Source organism: Curtobacterium sp. MCLR17_055 (assembly GCF_003234305.1).
In the GTDB taxonomy this organism is placed as follows: Bacteria; Actinomycetota; Actinomycetes; order Actinomycetales; family Microbacteriaceae; genus Curtobacterium; species Curtobacterium flaccumfaciens.
Map to the genome: position 1 here is coordinate 105,488 of NZ_QKSX01000014.1, position 15,545 is coordinate 121,032.

Annotated in this window: 18 protein-coding genes and 1 tRNA gene; 10 read left to right on the forward strand and 9 right to left on the reverse strand. The window is 71.2% G+C overall.

Features of this window, described 5'->3' with window-relative positions:
- Nucleotides 1-24: 24 nt before the first annotated feature.
- Nucleotides 25-732: a 5'-methylthioadenosine/S-adenosylhomocysteine nucleosidase gene (gene mtnN / locus DEJ09_RS13275; protein WP_110864380.1), complete on the reverse strand. Its 708-nt coding sequence runs from the start codon at nucleotides 730-732 to the stop codon at nucleotides 25-27.
- Between the two features lie 57 nt (nucleotides 733-789).
- Entirely contained in the window at nucleotides 790-1,746 is a 957-nt protein-coding gene (locus DEJ09_RS13280) for a serine hydrolase (RefSeq protein WP_111088892.1), read from the reverse strand.
- Nucleotides 1,747-1,812: 66 nt separating this feature from the next.
- On the opposite strand from DEJ09_RS13280, the gene DEJ09_RS13285 reads away from it, so the two are divergent.
- The 4 genes from DEJ09_RS13285 (at nucleotide 1,813) to DEJ09_RS13300 (ending at nucleotide 4,590) form a co-directional block, all read left to right on the forward strand.
- Complete coding sequence (locus tag DEJ09_RS13285; protein ID WP_111046720.1) at nucleotides 1,813-2,145, forward strand: hypothetical protein; 333 nt, start codon at nucleotides 1,813-1,815, stop codon at nucleotides 2,143-2,145.
- 107 nt (nucleotides 2,146-2,252) lie between these two features.
- The gene (locus tag DEJ09_RS13290; protein WP_181433364.1) at nucleotides 2,253-3,380 is read left to right on the forward strand and encodes an NAD(P)/FAD-dependent oxidoreductase; all 1,128 of its coding nucleotides are present in this window, start codon (nucleotides 2,253-2,255) and stop codon (nucleotides 3,378-3,380) included.
- Entirely contained in the window at nucleotides 3,380-4,402 is a 1,023-nt protein-coding gene (locus tag DEJ09_RS13295) for an arsenic resistance protein (RefSeq protein ID WP_181433365.1), read from the forward strand. Before DEJ09_RS13290 ends, DEJ09_RS13295 begins: the two co-directional genes overlap by 1 nt.
- Nucleotides 4,399-4,590, forward strand: a complete 192-nt coding sequence (locus DEJ09_RS13300) for a hypothetical protein (protein WP_146245725.1) — start codon at nucleotides 4,399-4,401, stop codon at nucleotides 4,588-4,590. Before DEJ09_RS13295 ends, DEJ09_RS13300 begins: the two co-directional genes overlap by 4 nt.
- Before the next feature lie 122 nt (nucleotides 4,591-4,712).
- On the opposite strand, the gene DEJ09_RS13305 is transcribed toward DEJ09_RS13300, so the two are convergent.
- Nucleotides 4,713-5,315, reverse strand: coding sequence for a TetR/AcrR family transcriptional regulator (locus DEJ09_RS13305; protein ID WP_111088896.1), 603 nt, complete (start codon nucleotides 5,313-5,315; stop codon nucleotides 4,713-4,715).
- Between the two features lie 154 nt (nucleotides 5,316-5,469).
- On the opposite strand from DEJ09_RS13305, the gene DEJ09_RS13310 reads away from it, so the two are divergent.
- The 4 genes from DEJ09_RS13310 to DEJ09_RS13325 all read left to right on the forward strand — a co-directional run bounded on the left by DEJ09_RS13310 (nucleotide 5,470) and on the right by DEJ09_RS13325 (nucleotide 9,384).
- The gene (locus DEJ09_RS13310; RefSeq protein WP_111088897.1) at nucleotides 5,470-6,396 is read left to right on the forward strand and encodes a chlorophyllase; all 927 of its coding nucleotides are present in this window, start codon (nucleotides 5,470-5,472) and stop codon (nucleotides 6,394-6,396) included.
- Nucleotides 6,393-7,370, forward strand: coding sequence for an SDR family NAD(P)-dependent oxidoreductase (locus DEJ09_RS13315; protein ID WP_111088898.1), 978 nt, complete (start codon nucleotides 6,393-6,395; stop codon nucleotides 7,368-7,370). Before DEJ09_RS13310 ends, DEJ09_RS13315 begins: the two co-directional genes overlap by 4 nt.
- 61 nt (nucleotides 7,371-7,431) lie before the next feature.
- On the forward strand, nucleotides 7,432-7,887 hold the full coding sequence (locus DEJ09_RS13320) for a GNAT family N-acetyltransferase (RefSeq protein ID WP_258373901.1): 456 nt from the start codon (nucleotides 7,432-7,434) through the stop codon (nucleotides 7,885-7,887).
- 30 nt (nucleotides 7,888-7,917) lie between these two features.
- Complete coding sequence (locus DEJ09_RS13325; protein ID WP_111088899.1) at nucleotides 7,918-9,384, forward strand: SDR family oxidoreductase; 1,467 nt, start codon at nucleotides 7,918-7,920, stop codon at nucleotides 9,382-9,384.
- Between the two features lie 25 nt (nucleotides 9,385-9,409).
- On the opposite strand, the gene DEJ09_RS13330 is transcribed toward DEJ09_RS13325, so the two are convergent.
- The 5 genes from DEJ09_RS13330 to DEJ09_RS13350 form a co-directional block, all read right to left on the reverse strand.
- Complete coding sequence (locus DEJ09_RS13330; RefSeq protein ID WP_220034943.1) at nucleotides 9,410-9,868, reverse strand: MarR family winged helix-turn-helix transcriptional regulator; 459 nt, start codon at nucleotides 9,866-9,868, stop codon at nucleotides 9,410-9,412.
- Nucleotides 9,865-11,136, reverse strand: a complete 1,272-nt coding sequence (locus DEJ09_RS13335) for an FAD-dependent monooxygenase (protein WP_111088900.1) — start codon at nucleotides 11,134-11,136, stop codon at nucleotides 9,865-9,867. Before DEJ09_RS13335 ends, DEJ09_RS13330 begins: the two co-directional genes overlap by 4 nt.
- A gap of 113 nt (nucleotides 11,137-11,249) precedes the next feature.
- Nucleotides 11,250-11,678: a hypothetical protein gene (locus DEJ09_RS13340; RefSeq protein ID WP_146245726.1), complete on the reverse strand. Its 429-nt coding sequence runs from the start codon at nucleotides 11,676-11,678 to the stop codon at nucleotides 11,250-11,252.
- A complete protein-coding gene (locus DEJ09_RS13345) occupies nucleotides 11,675-12,286 on the reverse strand; it encodes a nucleotidyltransferase family protein (RefSeq protein ID WP_181433366.1) in 612 nt (203 codons plus the stop codon). The genes DEJ09_RS13340 and DEJ09_RS13345 overlap by 4 nt, the downstream gene beginning before the upstream one ends.
- Nucleotides 12,287-12,466: 180 nt before the next feature.
- Nucleotides 12,467-12,538: transfer RNA gene (locus DEJ09_RS13350), tRNA-Gln, on the reverse strand.
- 79 nt (nucleotides 12,539-12,617) lie between these two features.
- On the opposite strand from DEJ09_RS13350, the gene DEJ09_RS13355 reads away from it, so the two are divergent.
- Together DEJ09_RS13355 and DEJ09_RS13360 are read left to right on the forward strand one after the other, a co-directional pair.
- The gene (locus DEJ09_RS13355; RefSeq protein ID WP_111088903.1) at nucleotides 12,618-13,112 is read left to right on the forward strand and encodes a MarR family winged helix-turn-helix transcriptional regulator; all 495 of its coding nucleotides are present in this window, start codon (nucleotides 12,618-12,620) and stop codon (nucleotides 13,110-13,112) included.
- Nucleotides 13,113-13,159: 47 nt separating this feature from the next.
- Entirely contained in the window at nucleotides 13,160-13,636 is a 477-nt protein-coding gene (locus DEJ09_RS13360; RefSeq protein WP_111088904.1) for a VOC family protein, read from the forward strand.
- A 6-nt stretch (nucleotides 13,637-13,642) separates the two neighbouring features.
- Here DEJ09_RS13360 and DEJ09_RS13365 read toward each other — a convergent pair whose 3' ends face one another.
- Complete coding sequence (locus DEJ09_RS13365) at nucleotides 13,643-15,490, reverse strand: ABC-F family ATP-binding cassette domain-containing protein (RefSeq protein WP_027465089.1); 1,848 nt, start codon at nucleotides 15,488-15,490, stop codon at nucleotides 13,643-13,645.
- Nucleotides 15,491-15,545 lie beyond the last annotated feature (55 nt).

Here is a 15,545-nt window from a genome sequence, read left to right on the forward strand (position 1 = left end):
GGCTGAGGGAGCGCGCTGGCGGACTCAGGAACGCAGGCCGAGCACCAGGTCGTGGACCACGCGCGCTGCGCGTGCCGCGGCGTCGTCCAGGTGCTCACGGAACTCGGCGCCGTCCGGCGCGCAGAGGTCGCTGATGCACCGGACCGACACGAACGGCATGTCGTGCACGTGGGCGAACTGCGCGATCGCGGCCGACTCCATGTCGACCGCGGCCACCTCGGGGAACGCGACCCGGAGTGCGCGGGCACGGCCCTCGGTCACGAAGACCTCGCTCGAGCCGATCGTCGCCGACCGCAGGGGCCACGCGATGTCGGCACCCATCGCCAGCTCGACGAGCCGGGCGTCCGGCGCGTAGCCGGTCGGCATGCCGGGGACCTGGCCCAGGGCGTACCCGAACGCGGTGGCGTCGGCGTTGAGGTTGACGTACCGGTCGCCGACCACGACGTCACCGATGGCGACACCGTGCATGAGCCCGCCGGCGGTCCCGACGCTGATCACCGGGATACCCGGGCCGAAGTCGTGGAAGCCGTGGGCGACCGCGGCCGTGGCGTTCGTGAAGCCGATGCCGCTGCGGCGCACGACGACCGTCGCGCCGCCGATGTCGAGCAGCTGGTGCGGGTCGTGGCCACCGACGGGGCCGTCGAGGACCGGGACACCGCCGAACAGGTCGGCGAAGGCCGAGACCTCTTCGCTCATGGCCGCGATGATGATCGCGACGGGTTGCTGCTGCACTGATCGATCCTCCCACGCCGGGCGCGCGCGGACGTGCAGGTCGGATCGTCGACGGTGCTAGCGGCGGGGGTCCTGGCGGGCCAGCTCGTCGGCGACGAAGGCGGCGAGCGCGTCGGCGCCGAAGTGGTCGTCGGCGGTGATGGTGACGACGGTGCCGGAGTCGTTGCTCGCCTCGGTCTCGTCGAACAGCAGCATCTGACCGTACGCACCGTGCAGCCGCCAGAGTCGGCCGGGACCACCCCACCCAGCCATCGCGTACCGCTCGTAGCCGGGCCCGGTCCCCTCGCGCTCGACCCAGTCGGTGTGCATCGCGTCGCACCACCGCGCGCTGACGATCCGCTGTCCGTCGACGACCCCGCGGTCGCGGATCAGGCGTCCGATGCGGGCGAGCTCCTCGGTTCGGAGCGACAGTCCCTCGCCGCCGGCGACGAACCCGTTCGGGCAGCGTTGCCACTCGACGTCCTGGATTCCCAGCGGCGCGAACAGTCGCTCGGTGACGAACGCGCCGACGTCGCCGACCCGGGTCTCGAGCACGCGCATCGCCGTGTAGGTGCTGGCGTTCGCGTACTGGAACACCCGGCCGCGGGACGGTCGCCGCAGGAACTCGGCCGCCAGGTCCGGCCAGTCCGTCAGCTCGGTCGCCGACCAGGGCATGTCGATCCCGCTGGTCATGGTGAGCAGGTGGCGGAGGGTGACCCGGTCGACGCCGTCGCCGAGCGCGAGCCCGGTCTCCGTACCGAGGCCCGTGCCGACCAGGGACGTCGCGATCGGTTCGTCGACGTCGACCAGGCCGTCGTCGGCGGCGATGCCGGTGGCCAGGACGCAGACGCCCTTCGCGGCGGAGTGGATCTCGCGTCGGACGTCTGGCGTCCAGTGGTGCTCGGCGACGTCGTCCGCGGTGCCCTCGGTGCCCGGAGCCGCAGTCCTCGTGCGCACGTGGATGCCGTGTGCGGCGAACCCGGTGGTGTCGATGTGCCGGACGACGGCGTCGAGGATGGTCGCGGCGGTGTGCACGACCCCATCCTCTCGTGGCCGAGCGGCTGCGGGCACGGGCAGGGGCCGCCGCGTACCGTCCGGCTCGTGTCCGACGAACAGCCCCGCCGCCCCGATCCCACTCGCGTCGGCGACCAGCCCGCACTCCGGACGGCGTCGGGCTCGAACTGGCTCGTGTGGGGAGCCGTCACGGCCGTGATCGTCGCCGCGGTGATGGTCCTCATGGCGATCCGGGCGCCGGCGATCGGCTGGCCGGCGCTCGTGCTCGTCGTCGTGTTGTTCGTGACGATGGTCGTGGTGCGGGCCTCCGTCCGGCCGCAGCGCACCCGACTCGTCACCCTGGCCCTGCTCGACCTCGCCATCGTGGTCGTCGGACTGGTGGCGACCCTGGCGGTCCTGTACTCGACGCCGGTCGGTTGATGCCCCGATGGCATGTTGATAACGGTTCTCACTAAGATGGCGTGCAGCGACCACACCACGGTGGCCGTTCCATCGACGCAGCCGCAGCTGCTGGGAAGACCGACCCCATGCCAGCACCACACCCCACCGAGACCCTCGACGCCCTCGTGGTCGGAGCCGGACCGGCCGGCGTCGGCATCGGCCTGGCACTCCACGCCGTCGACGGCCTGCTGTTCGGCGTCGTCGAACGCGGCGTCGTCGGGGACACGTTCCGTCGGTGGCCGGAGCGCCAGCGGTTCCTGACGCCGTCCTTCACCGGCAACGGCTTCGGGGCCACCGACCTCAACGCGGTCCACCCGCGCACCTCACCCGCCTACAGCCTGGGGACCGACTACCCCTCCGGACCCGAGTACGCCCGGTACCTGCGTGGCGTCGTCACGGCCTTCCACCTGCCGACCCTGCTCGACACCGAGGTCGAGCGCATCGAGCCGGACGACGACGGCTTCCGCGTGACCACGAGCCGCGGCCCCGTCATCACCCGGAACGTGGTCTGGGCCGGCGGCGAGTTCTCCGACCCGATCCTGCCCCGCTGCGCCGGCACCTCGCTCGGGGTGCACGCGTCCGCCGAGGCAGCCTGGGTGGCGCGGTCCGGACACGTGGTGGTCGTGGGTGGCTTCGAGTCCGGCATCGACCTGGCGTGCCACCACGTCGAACAGGGGGCGACGGTGACGGTCGTCGACCCGTCCCACCCCTGGGACACCGGCAGCGGGTCGGACCCGTCGTTCCGCCTCGCCCCGCGGACCCGTCAACGACTCGCGGCCGCACGGGCCAGCGGACGCCTCACCCTGGTCGACGACGGCCAGGTCACCGGCATCAAACGATCCGGAGACGGGTTCACCGTCGGGGTCGCCGGACGGACCGCCCTGGTCGCGGACGCGCCACCGATCCTCGCCACCGGCTACGGCCCGGGGCTCGGACCGGCCGCGAGCCTGTTCGACACCCGCGCGGACGGCTGGCCGCTGCTCACCGAGGACGACGAGTCGACCACCACGCCCGGACTCTTCCTGGCCGGCACCGCGCTCCGGCACGGCGCACTGCAGTTCTGCTTCGTCTACAAGTTCCGGCAGCGGTTCGCCCACGTCGCCCGCGTCATCGGCGAACGAGCAGGGCGCGACTGCGGTGCCCTGCAGGAGTGGGACGACGCCGGGATGCTCACCGACGACCTGAGCTGCTGTGGTGTCGAATGCGCGTGCTGATGCCGGCACAGCGGGCCGCCCGCCCCGCCGGTGCACGACTCTGGGCCACCCCCGCGATCGTCGGCGGCGCCATACTGCTCGGGTCGGTGATCGGCGGCGCCTCACCCTCGGCCGGCGACGCGATGGGCTCGGTGGTGGATGCGTTGGTGATCACCCTGGTCGTCGCCCTGTTCGTCGACGTCCCCCTGCACCGCCTGCCACGGACGCCCGGCGCCTGGAAGGTCATCGGCATCGCCTGGAGCATGAACTTCCTGCTCGCCCCGCTCGTCGCGTTCCTGCTCACGCGCGTGGCCCTGCCCGGACACCCGGCCGTGCAGCTCGGCGTGATGCTGTACTTCCTGGCGCCCTGCACCGACTGGTTCCTGGCGTTCACCCGCCTGAGCGACGGGGACACCGCCGTGGGGGCGACCCTGCTGCCGATCAACATGGTCACCCAGCTGCTGCTGTTCCCGGTGTGGATCACGGTCTTGGGCGGCAACGTCGGCATCGACGCCGTGGGCACCATCGGCACCCTGCTGCAGTGGTTCGTCCTGCCCGCCGCGATCGCCGTGGTGATCCGCCTCGGGATCTCGCTCCTGCCGGACGGCGCTCGAGCCCGCGCCGCCGCCCTGCCCGGCCGCGCGGTCCCCTGGATCGTGGGCGCGATGGTCGCCGGGCTCTTCGCCTCGCACATCGGGCTGCTGCTGGCGAACCTGCCGGTGTTCGTCGCCGTGCTGGGGTGCGCGGTGGTCTTCTTCGCCGTCACGTTCATCGCAGCCGAGTGGGCGTCACGCCTCGCCGCCCTGTCGTACCCGCGGTCGGCACTGCTCGCGATGACGACGGCGGCCCGCAACGCACCCCTGATGATCGGGCTGACGAGCGCCGCACTCCCCCACCAGCCGCTGGTCACCACGGCGATCGTCGTCGGCATGCTCGTCGAGTTCCCGCACCTGCTCGCGGTCCGCCACCTGCTGCTGCGTCGGCGACGTGGTCAGCACGCCGGGCGACGCCCGCGCGGCACCGCCGCATGGGGGCACCCGTGACGCACCGGGTCCGACTCGTCGTCGTCCCGACCGAGCGACGGGTGATCGAGACCGAGCACGACGACCGGCGGACGGCGCTCCTGCTCGCGCTGGGCCAGGTGCCGCTCGGGTACACGGTCACCGACGTCGACGTGTTGCCGGAGCACGGGGACACCGAGTCCGACCCCGCGGAGCCGGGCGGGGTCTGAGCGGACCGGCCCCGACGGCGCTGGTGCGGCCCGAGACGGTCGCGACGCCGGACGGGAGGCCCGTCACGGGCCCGCACCGCGCCTCCAGTCCGGTGCCGGTCGCGACCAGTGCACGTGGCCGGCTACGCGCTGTCGGTCACCGTCGGCTGCGCCTGCCGCAGCCCGGTGACCAGGAGGGTCACGATCGTCCGGACGTCGTAGTCGGGGTCCTGGGGACTCCACGCCACCAGGTCGCCGACGGCCCGGAGCAGCTGGTACGGCGGGGTCGGCGCGGCCACCTCGCCGGACGCCCGCGCGGCGTCGAGCAGTCGGCCGAGCACGGGCACGAGCTCGTCGACGAACAGGGTGTGCAGCGCCGTGAAGCCGTCGGCGTCGCCCTCCCAGACGCGCGCCAGACCGTGCTTGGTGCCGAGGAAATCGACGAACTGGTGCAACCAGCGCAGCAGGGCGGCGAACGGTGTCGGCTCCGAGTCGAGCAGCGCCGGCCCCGCGTCGACCAGGGCCTCGATCTGGTGCCGGTAGACGGCGACGACCAGGTCCGAACGGGTCGGGAAGTGCCGGTAGAGCGTGCCGACCCCGACCCCCGCGGCGGTGGCGACCTCGCGCACCGGTGCGCCGACGCCCGAGGCGGCGAAGACCGCGGCAGCGGCGTCGAGGATCGTGCGCTCGTTGCGCTCGACGTCGCGACGGCGACGCGGCGCGGGGTCGGGCGACGGGGTGCTCATGCGTCGATCATCGCACGACACCGACGCGATGCGGAACAGCGCTCCGCTTCCTCTTGCAATCCGGATCGTTGTTCCGTATCGTTCCGGAACGTCGCTCCGTTTCGGACGACGATCGCTCCGACCACGGGCGACACCGCATCCCGGAAAGGCCCACATGGCACCCACAGCACCTCGACCGCAGGTCATCAGCGTGCGCCCCGTCACGCTTCCCGCACCCTCGCGCGGTCAGGACCTCGAGGTCCGGATCACCGCACCGACGACCGGAACGGACCTGCCCGTCATCGTCTTCGCCCACGGCTTCGGCCAGTCCATGACCGGCGGCGACCCCCTGGTCGACCACTGGACCGCGAACGGCTTCGTCGTCGTCCAACCGACCTTCCTCGACGCGAAGGCCTACGGGCTGACGCTCGAGGACCCGCGCTACCCGACCATCTGGCAGACGCGCGTCGACGACCTCGAGCGGGTGCTCGACGACCTCGACCAGATCATCGATGCGGTCCCCGGTCTGAGCGGGCGCGTCGACACCGCGCGCATCGCCGCGGTCGGACACTCGTGGGGCGGACAGTCCGTGGGCATGCTGCTCGGGGGCCGCGTCCTGGGCGCCGACGGGCGGCCGGGCGCGGACCGCACCGACCACCGCGTGCGCGCCGGGGTCCTGCTGTCCACCACCGGGATCGCGCGCGGCGACCTCGCGCCGTTCGCGCAGGAGCACTTCGCGTTCATGAGCCCCGACTTCAGCCAGCTGCACACCCCGTCACTGGTCGTCGCCGGCGACCACGACCAGTCCCAGCTCTCGACCCGAGGCCCGGACTGGTTCACCGACGTCTACCACCTGAGCCCCGGCGCGCGGCACCTGGTGACACTCCACGGCGGCGAGCACCTGCTCGGCGGGATCCAGGACTACGAGTCGACCGCCACCACGGACGAGAGCCCCGAGCGTGTGGACCTCGTCCGCCACACCACGACGGCGTTCCTCCGGACCGAGCTCGGGCTCGACCCCGACGCGTGGTCGGCGGTCGCCGACGCTGTCGGCCCCGCTACCGCCGTCGGCCACATCGAATCGAAGGAGTACCACTCGTGATCACCGACCAGCACCCCCTGCCCACTCCGTTCACCGCCGGGTCCACCGCCGCCGACGTCCTGGACGGCATCGACCTGACCGGCCGGAACGTCGTCGTGACCGGCGGACACAGCCGCCTCGGCCGTGAGACCAGCCGCGCCCTCGCGGCGGCCGGCGCCGACGTCACCGTCGCCTCCCGTGACGTCGACCGGGCATCCGCAGCCGTCGCCGACATCCCGGGCATCCGCATCGAGGCCCTCGACCTCACCGACCCGTCGTCGGTCGATGCCTTCGCCGCGCGCTGGTCGGCCTCCGGCCGCCCACTGCACATGCTCGTGAACAGTGCCGCGATGCTCTTCACCCCGGACCGCCGGCTCGACGGCCGCGGCAACGAACTGGCGTTCTCGACGACCCACCTCGGGCACTTCCAGCTCACGCGGGCGCTCCTCCCCGCCCTCCTGGAGGCCCGTGGTGCGCGGGTCCTGACCGTCACCTCCGGTGCGGCGCGGTTCGGGCAGATCCGGTGGGACGACCTGACGTTCGCGCACGGGTACGACCCGGTCACCGCGTACGGGCAGTCGAAGCGCGCCAACGTCCTGTTCACGGTGGAGCTCGACCGGCGGTACGCCGACCAGGGCATCCGCGCCTTCGCCGCACACCCCGGGGTCATCATCGGACCCGGCCCGCACGACGCTTCGCGGATCGCCTCCTACCGCGAGCAAGGACTGGTCGACGACCACGGGGCGACCGTCATCGACCCCGAGGTCGGCAAGAAGACCGTCGAGCAGGGCGCAGCCACGCTCGTGTTCGGTGCCGCGAGCCCGCTGCTCGACGGCGTCGGCGGGGTCTACCTGAAGGACAGCGACGTCGCCGTGATCGACGACCGGGTCCTTCCCCTCACCGCCGACCGCATCCCGTCGGACGCGAACTCGGCGATGCTCGACGCCGACGATGCCCGGCGGCTGTGGGAGGTCAGCGAGGGACTCCTGGCCTGATCACCGTCGGCCGGGGGCCTCGTCTGCCCACTGTTCTCGTCGTCCTCGCTACTGTGTGACGGTGCTGACCGTGCGGATCGAGAGCCCCCGGCAGGACGACGTCCTGCACCTGCTACAGCAGGGCGACGACTACGGACTGAGCCTGTACGCGGCCGAGAACTACCACGCCCTCGACGTCGACGACCTGGACCAGCCCGACGTCACGTTCCTGGTGGCGCGCGAGGACGGCACCGCCCTCGGCACGGTGGCGCTCGTCGACGCCGGCGACGGCACCGGCGAGGTCAAGCGCATGTTCGTGAGCGACGCCGCGCGTGGGCTCGGCGTGGGGACGCGGTTGCTCGACGCCCTGCACGACCGGGCCCGCGCGGTCGGCATCGGGACCGTCCGGCTCGAGACCGGTCTGCCGCAGGCCGCGGCGATCGCGCTGTACCGGAAGGCCGGGTACGCGGACATCCCCCGGTTCGGCCCGTACGTCGACGACCCGACGAGCGTGTGCATGGAGCAGCAGCTCGTCTGACCGGCGCTCGGTCCCGACGTAGGATCGCGTGTGAGCTCCGAGCACCCCGAACCCAGCGGCATCGACCCCGACGACCTGACCGTCGCGCTCCGGGTGCTCGAGCAGCTGCCGTCGATCGACGAGACGCACCCGGACTTCATCCGGGTCCGCCAGGCCACGGCGAAGATGTTCAAGGCCGTCAAGCGTGCGCACCGTCTCGAGAAGCGCGGCGTCATCGCCGAGGCCGACCGCCGGGTGATCGCCGCCACCGCCACCGGGGCCGCCGACCGGATCGACGACGAGACCCGAGGCGTCCTGATCAGCGCCTCGACCGCATCGACGACCGCGGGCACGCTGCTGAAGTCACGGCCCTGCTACATGTGCAAGCAGCACTACACGGTCGTCGATGCGTTCTACCACCAGCTCTGCCCGTCGTGCGCTCGTCTGAGCCACGCGAAGCGCGACGCCCGGACGGACCTGACCGGCAAGCGGGCGCTGCTCACGGGCGGTCGCGCGAAGATCGGCATGTACATCGCCCTCCGGCTGCTGCGCGACGGGGCCCACACCACCATCACCACGCGGTTCCCCCGCGACGCGGTGCGCCGGTTCGCGAGCCTGCCCGACTCCGCCGACTGGATGGACCGTCTGAAGGTCGTCGGCATCGACCTGCGTGACCCCGCCCAGGTGATCGGGCTCGCCGAGGACGTCGCCGCGTCCGGCCCCCTCGACATCCTGATCAACAACGCCACGCAGACCGTGCGCCGGTCGACCGGGGCCTACCAGCCGCTGGTCGACGCGGAACTCGCGCCGCTGCCCGACGGACCGCTGCCCGAACTCGTGACCTTCGGGCACACCAATGACCAGCACCCGCTGGCGCTCGCCCGTTCAGTTGCCGCGCACCCGATCCTCGCGGCCGCCGCAGCCCGAGCCGACGAGCTGACCGAACAGGCGATGGCGCCGGGATCGAGCTCGCTCGAACGACTCGCCCTCGGCACCGCCATCGACGCCGGCGGCCTGGTCCCCGACCTGCACGACGAGAACTCGTGGACCCAGCAGGTGGACGAGGTCGACCCGCTCGAGATGCTCGAGGTCCAGCTGGCCAACACCACGGCGCCGTTCATCCTCATCTCGAAGCTCCGCCCCGCCATGGCCGCGAGCACCGGACGCCGCACCTACGTGGTGAACGTCAGCGCCATGGAAGGGGTGTTCGGCCGCGCCTACAAGGGGCCGGGTCACCCGCACACGAACATGGCGAAGGCCGCCGTGAACATGCTCACCCGCACGAGCGCGCAGGAGATGTTCGAGACCGACAACATCCTGATGACGAGCGTCGACACCGGGTGGATCACCGACGAACGGCCGCACCCGACCAAGGTCCGGCTCGCCGAGGAGGGCTTCCACGCGCCGCTCGACCTGGTCGACGGGGCAGCCCGTGTCTACGACCCGATCGTCCGGGGCGAAGCGGGCGAGGACGTGTTCGGTGTCTTCCTGAAGGACTACGCGCCGAGTTCGTGGTGACGAGCGGCTGACCGGACCGGTCTAGTCAGCTTTTCGACGGAGCCGTCTCCTGCGGCAGGACCGCGGCGAAGCGGAGCAGGAAGTCGCGCACCACCATCAACGTGTCGTCGTCGTACGAACCGATCGCCTCGTCGAGCTCCGCGGCACGTGACCCGAGGAACCCACTGCTGCGTTCCCGGGTGAGATCGGTGACGCGGAGGGTGACGACCCGACGGTCCGCGCTCTCGCGGCTCCGCACGATCAAGCCACGCTCCTCCAGTCGGTTGACCAACGCGTTCGCCGCACCCGAGGTCATCCCGATCCGCCGGGCGAGCCGCGTGCCCGTCATCGGCTCGCCCTCGGTCTCCGCCCAGAGGATCTCCCCCAGCGCGACGCCGTCCGAGGTCGGCAGCTCCATCCATGCTGCGAAGTGGAGCGCCGACTCCTGGTACCGGACGGCGTAGTGGCGGAGCGCCTCGAGGGTCTGGGAGCGCAGGTCGGTCATGCGATCGATTCTGCCGCCTTCCGGGCCCCCTGCAGTGTCGGGTAGTGCGGCAGGACGGGGACGTGCTTCTCGCTCGTCAGCAGGTACTTCTGGGCGAAGCCGCGGACCGGACCGAGAGACGCCACCCGGAGCGCCGCCCGCACCGCGCGGACGCCCGCCTTCGACGACGGGTGCAGCAGGCGCGCACCGCCGCGCGGAAGCCCCTGGGCGCTGTCGGCGTACCCGCGGAGCATCTCCTCGTAGCGCGCGAATGCGTCCGGGATCGAGTACCCGTGATCAGCGCCGACGGCCGGCTCGATCGTCCGTGCGAGTTCCCCGGCCAGGATGTGCGCGCCGACCAGGGACAGCGTCGTGCCCATGCCGGTCGGCCCGGAGCCCCAGGCCGCGTCACCGAGCAGCGCGATCCGGCCCTTGCTCCATCGCGACACCACGACCTGTTCCATCCGCTGCGTGTAGAACTCGTCAGACCGCTCCCTGAACCCGTCGAGGATCCGCTCCGTCTGCCACCCTGCGCCCCGGAAGCGCTCGCGCAGGATCCGCAGCTGCACGTCGACGGGGAGCTGCTCGAAGCCCATCGGCTCCGACTCGAAGGACACGCTGGCCCGGATCGTCCCCTCGTTGTCGGGCCGGATCGACGCGACACGTCCACGCGGGGCCGTGTACCAGTCCCAGTGGTCGGTGTCGCTGCCGATCCGGTCGAGCGTGCCGTAGGCGATGCTGACGCCGTGGTCGCGGTACTCCGTCTCGTCGGCGAACAGGATCCGACGGGTGCGCGAGCTGCGGCCCTCGGCGACGACGACCAGGTCGAACCGCTCCGGAGCGCCGCTGTCGTAGCGGACGTTCACCCCGGTGCCGTCCTGTTCGGCGCCCACGACGAAGTCCCCGTAGCGGCGGTCGATCGTGTCCGGCAGCGCATCGACGAGGATCCCGGCGAACGTGCCACGCAGGATCTCGATCTCGGCAGTCGGACCATCCTGGCCCTCGGTCTTCGGGAACGTGGCGTACGGGGTGCCGTGCTCGTCCACGTACCGCGTGCCCGCTTCGCCGGTGAGGTGCTGCATCACCGTGTCGCGGAGGCCCATGCGCTCGAGGACCTCGCGCCCGAGTCCCCGGACGTCGATGTTCTGGCCGGTGGTCCGCTGCTCCGGCGACCGCTCGAGCAGCGTGACATCGAAGCCCGATCGGTCGAGTCCCCACGCCAGCGCGGGGCCCGCGATGCTCGCGCCGGTGATCAGGACGCGTGGGCGGTGGTGCGGCGTGGTCGCCATGGGTGGTCCTCTGCTCGTGGGGCGGCGAGTTGCCGCCTCTCGAAGAGTATACCTTTACAGCGATAACACTCCACAGAGAAGATGCTTTCGGGTCCGCGTCGATCGGTGAGCTGTCAGACCAGATCCTCCGCGACGGCAACGAGTGCGCGGGCGGCCGCACCGGCATTGTGGATGTCCGATGCGTCTACCGACCTCGCGCTGTAGGCCGCCTTGTTCTTGACCCGAACGAGCGTCTCGAGGTGCTTCGCGATCGGCCGGTCTGTCGCATCCTGCAGGATCGAGACGCCGTCGTTGTGGCTCGCCCCACTGCTGTACCTTCCGGTCTTGCCGATGCAGATGGCGTCTGCCGCGGCGATCCCTGCGTCGACGCACAGGTCGACGAAGGAGTCGGCATGAGGGGACGCCGGAACCAGGATCCCGTCCTCGGCACCGAACTCGAACAGCGTCTCGGCTGACTCGAGGAAGCCCTTGGCCTTCTCGAGCCGACCGCGCATGAAAGCGCTGTCGCCGTCAGTGGTCGACGGCAGTTTCGGTGGAGTCAACGTGCGGCCTTCCTGAGGTGGGCTTGGAGCCATCGGCGGTCTTCCACGAGGGGAATGCCCTCACTCGCGATGGAACCGATGAGCGGGTCATCGGGGCTGACCCCCGAGACGTCGTACACGATGGGGTTCACCTGGTTTCCGGTCCACCGGTGAACGGCAATGGTGAGGTCGTAGATGCGGTCCTCAGCATCCGTCCGCGAAACGGCATCCACGGCGAAGAACAGATCGATGTCGCTGTCCGGTCGCATCGCACCTCGCGCGGCCGAGCCGAACAACGCTGCGTAGCGGACCGGCATCGATGCGATCTCCCCGCGAACCCTGTCGAGGAAGCGGGTACGAGCTCCGGCGACCTCGAGGACCGCCGACGCGAGGAGATGGTCTCGGTTGAGCGCGTACGTGCTCACCCCGCCGATGTCGTCGAACACGACGATGCCCTGCTCCGTCAGACGGTCAAGCACCTTCTTCACGCCGTTTCGCGAACGGCCTCCGGGCACGAGCCGCTGGACCGCGGACACCGTGAAGGGTCGGTCCGACAGGCCGCTCAGCACCATCAGAACGTCACCATCGAGGCCACTCGACAACGCCGCGAACGGGCTCTGCAGCTGCACGACGCCCTCCTCACCTCGTTCATCCAGCATCACTATAGTGACGCCTACATCACTATAGTGATGGGAAGCAACCAGAAGGAACCACTTCCGGGCAATCCCTGGACAGATGCAGCGCACTCGCCCCTGCGGTCGGGTCGCTCGAATTGAGCAGCGAAGATGCGACCGGTCAGCGCGGAGTTGCTCCGCCTCCAGGATTCGAACCCGGACCTAACGGCACCAAAGGCCGTCGTGCTGCCATTACACCAAGGCGGAACGCACCGAGGGGTGCTCCTCCATCCTCCCACGACCGACGAGGCTGGCTGTCCGCTCCGGGTTCGGCCAAGATGGAGGGATGCCGCATGAGGACGAGGTCGATCGCATCGTCGCGGCGTGGGGTCGAGAGCGTTCCGACCTCGACTTCGGCCCGCTCGAGGTGCTGTCCCGCGTGGACCGGCTCGCCCGACACCTGGACCGCGCCAGGCGGACGGCCTTCGACGCGAGCGACATGGAGCCGTGGGAGTTCGACGTCCTGTCGGCCCTGCGCCGCGCGGGTGAGCCGTACGAGCTGAGCCCGAAGACCCTGCTGCAGCAGACCCTGGTGTCGAGCGGCACGATGACGAACCGGGTGGACCGCCTGGCGGCCCGCGGCTTCGTGGGGCGACGGACCGACCCGAAGGACGGCCGCGGCATCCTCGTCTCGCTGACGAGCAAGGGCCGGGTGGCCGTGGACGCGGCGATCGCGGACCTGCTGGCCGCCGAGCGCGACATCCTGTCCGGGGTCTCCGCCGACGAGCAGGGCCAGTTGGCCGGGCTGCTCCGCCGCCTCATCCTGGGTCTCGGGGACTGACCGAAAGCGCGACACGGGCCGAGCGGCCCCGGCGTAGCGTGCGGCGCATGCACGCCATCACCCTCGCCGTCGCCGACGTCGCTCGATCGGCTGAGTTCTACCGCGCCCTGCTCGGCATCGAGGGCAGCGGCGTCATCGGCACCGAGTACCCCGCCACCGAGACGCAGGCCGGCGGCACCACGGCGATGTTCACCCTCGACGACGGGCTGATCGTCAGCGTCTACGGCCGTGACGACATGGCGAAGGACTCCGGCGTGCAGCTGGCCACGGCACCGAGCAGCACGATCGGGCACTTCACGGGCAGCCAGGCAGAGGCCGAGGCGTTCCTGGAGCGAGCACAGGCAGCGGGCGCCACGATGCCCGAACCGCCGTACACGCGCCCGTGGGGCATGTGGTCCGGCTTCTTCCAGGACCCGGACGGCCACCTGTGGGAGGTCGTGGTGAACCCCGGCGGTGGGGCCCCCGAGGACGCCACACCGACGGACAGCAGCCAGGACGCGGTCGACCCCGCGTCGGTCGAGTAGCCCGGCTCAGACCCCGAGCAGCTCCGCGACCTCGAGCCAGCGCTCCTCGAGCTGCTCGACCTCGGCCTCGAGCGCACCGAGCTTCGCCTGCAGTTCGCCGAGCCCGGCGTAGTCGGACTGGTCGTGCGTCGCGAACTGGTCGAGCAGCTTCTTGCGGTCCGCGCCGACCTTCGCGATCTTGCGGTCGAGCGCCGACATCTCCTTCTCGGCAGTCCGCCGGTCCGCTCCCGACAAGGCGGACGCACCAGCGGCCGTGGACCCGGCCACGGCACCGGCCGAGCCGGTCCCGCCGACGGTGTCGGGCCTCCCGGCAGACGCGGCGGCAGCCGCAGAGGCGGTCCCGCCACCGGTGCCGGCCTCGCGCAGACGCATGTACTCGTCGACGCCGCCGGGCAGGTGGCGCAGGTGCCCGCCGAGCACGGCGTACTGCTGGTCGGTGACGCGCTCGAGCAGGTACCGGTCGTGGCTGACGACCAGCAGGGTGCCGGGCCAGGTGTCGAGCAGGTCCTCCATGGCGGCGAGCATGTCGGTGTCGAGGTCGTTGGTGGGCTCGTCGAGGATGAGCACGTTCGGCTCGTCGAGCAGGATGAGCATGAGCTGCAGGCGCCGCTTCTGCCCACCGGACAGGTCCTTGACCGGTGTGGAGAGCTGCTCCGAGGTGAAGCCGAGCCGCTCGAGCAGCTGCGACGGCGTCATCTCCTTGCCGTCGGCGACGTAGCTCGTCTTCTTGCGGGCCACCACCTCGCGCACGCGGTCGTCGGCGAACTGCTGCAGGTCGGCGAGCTGCTGGTCGAGCACCGCGACCTGCACCGTCTTGCCGGTCTTCACCCGCCCGCTGGTCGGCTGCAGCCGGCCGGAGACCAGGTTGAGCAGCGTGGACTTGCCGGCGCCGTTCGGGCCGAGGATGCCGGTCCGCTCCCCCGGAGCGATGCGCCACTCGATGCGGTCGAGGATCTGCGTGCCGTCGAACGAGACGCTCACGTCGAGCAGGTCGACGACGTCCTTGCCGAGGCGCGCGGTCGCCGTCCGGGACAGCGCGACCGTGTCGCGGATCGGCGGGACGTCGTCGATCAGGGCGTTCGCCGCGTCGATGCGGAACTTCGGCTTGCTCGTGCGGGCCGGGGCGCCGCGGCGGAGCCACGCGAGCTCCTTGCGGGCCAGGTTCTGGCGGCGCTGCTCGATCGTGGCGGCCTGCCGGTCACGCTCGACGCGCTGCAGGATGTACGCGGCGTAGCCACCTTCGAAGGGATCGACGACCCCGTCGTGGACCTCCCACGTGTCGGTCGACACGGCGTCCAGGAACCACCGGTCGTGCGTCACGACGACCATGCCGCCCTGGTTCGACGACCAGCGGCGGTTGATGTGCCCGGCGAGCCACTCGATGCCCTCGACGTCCAGGTGGTTGGTCGGCTCGTCCAGGAACAGGACGTCCCAGTCGCCGACCAGCAGCCGCGCGAGGGCCACACGACGACGCTGCCCACCGGACAGCTCGTCGACGCTGACGTCCCACGGAATGTCCGAGACCAGACCGCCGATGATGTCGCGGATCTTCGGGTCACCGGCCCACTCGTGCTCCTCGAGGTCGCCGACGACGGTGCTGCCGACGGTCGCGCCCTCGGGCAGGATGTCGCGCTGGTCCAGGTAGCCGATGGTCAGCCCGCGGCGGTGCGTGACGCGGCCGCCGTCCGGCTCGAGGCGCTGGGACAGCAGTGCGAGGAGGGTCGACTTGCCGTCGCCGTTCCGGCCGACGACGCCGATCCGGTCACCCTCGTCGATGCCGAGGGTGACGTTGTCGAAGACGACCTTCGTGGGGAACTCGAGATGCAGGTTCTCGGCGCCGAGGAGATGTGCCACCCGTCAAGGGTAGGTGGCTTGGCGGGGTGGTGGGTGCCTCGTATACACATACGAC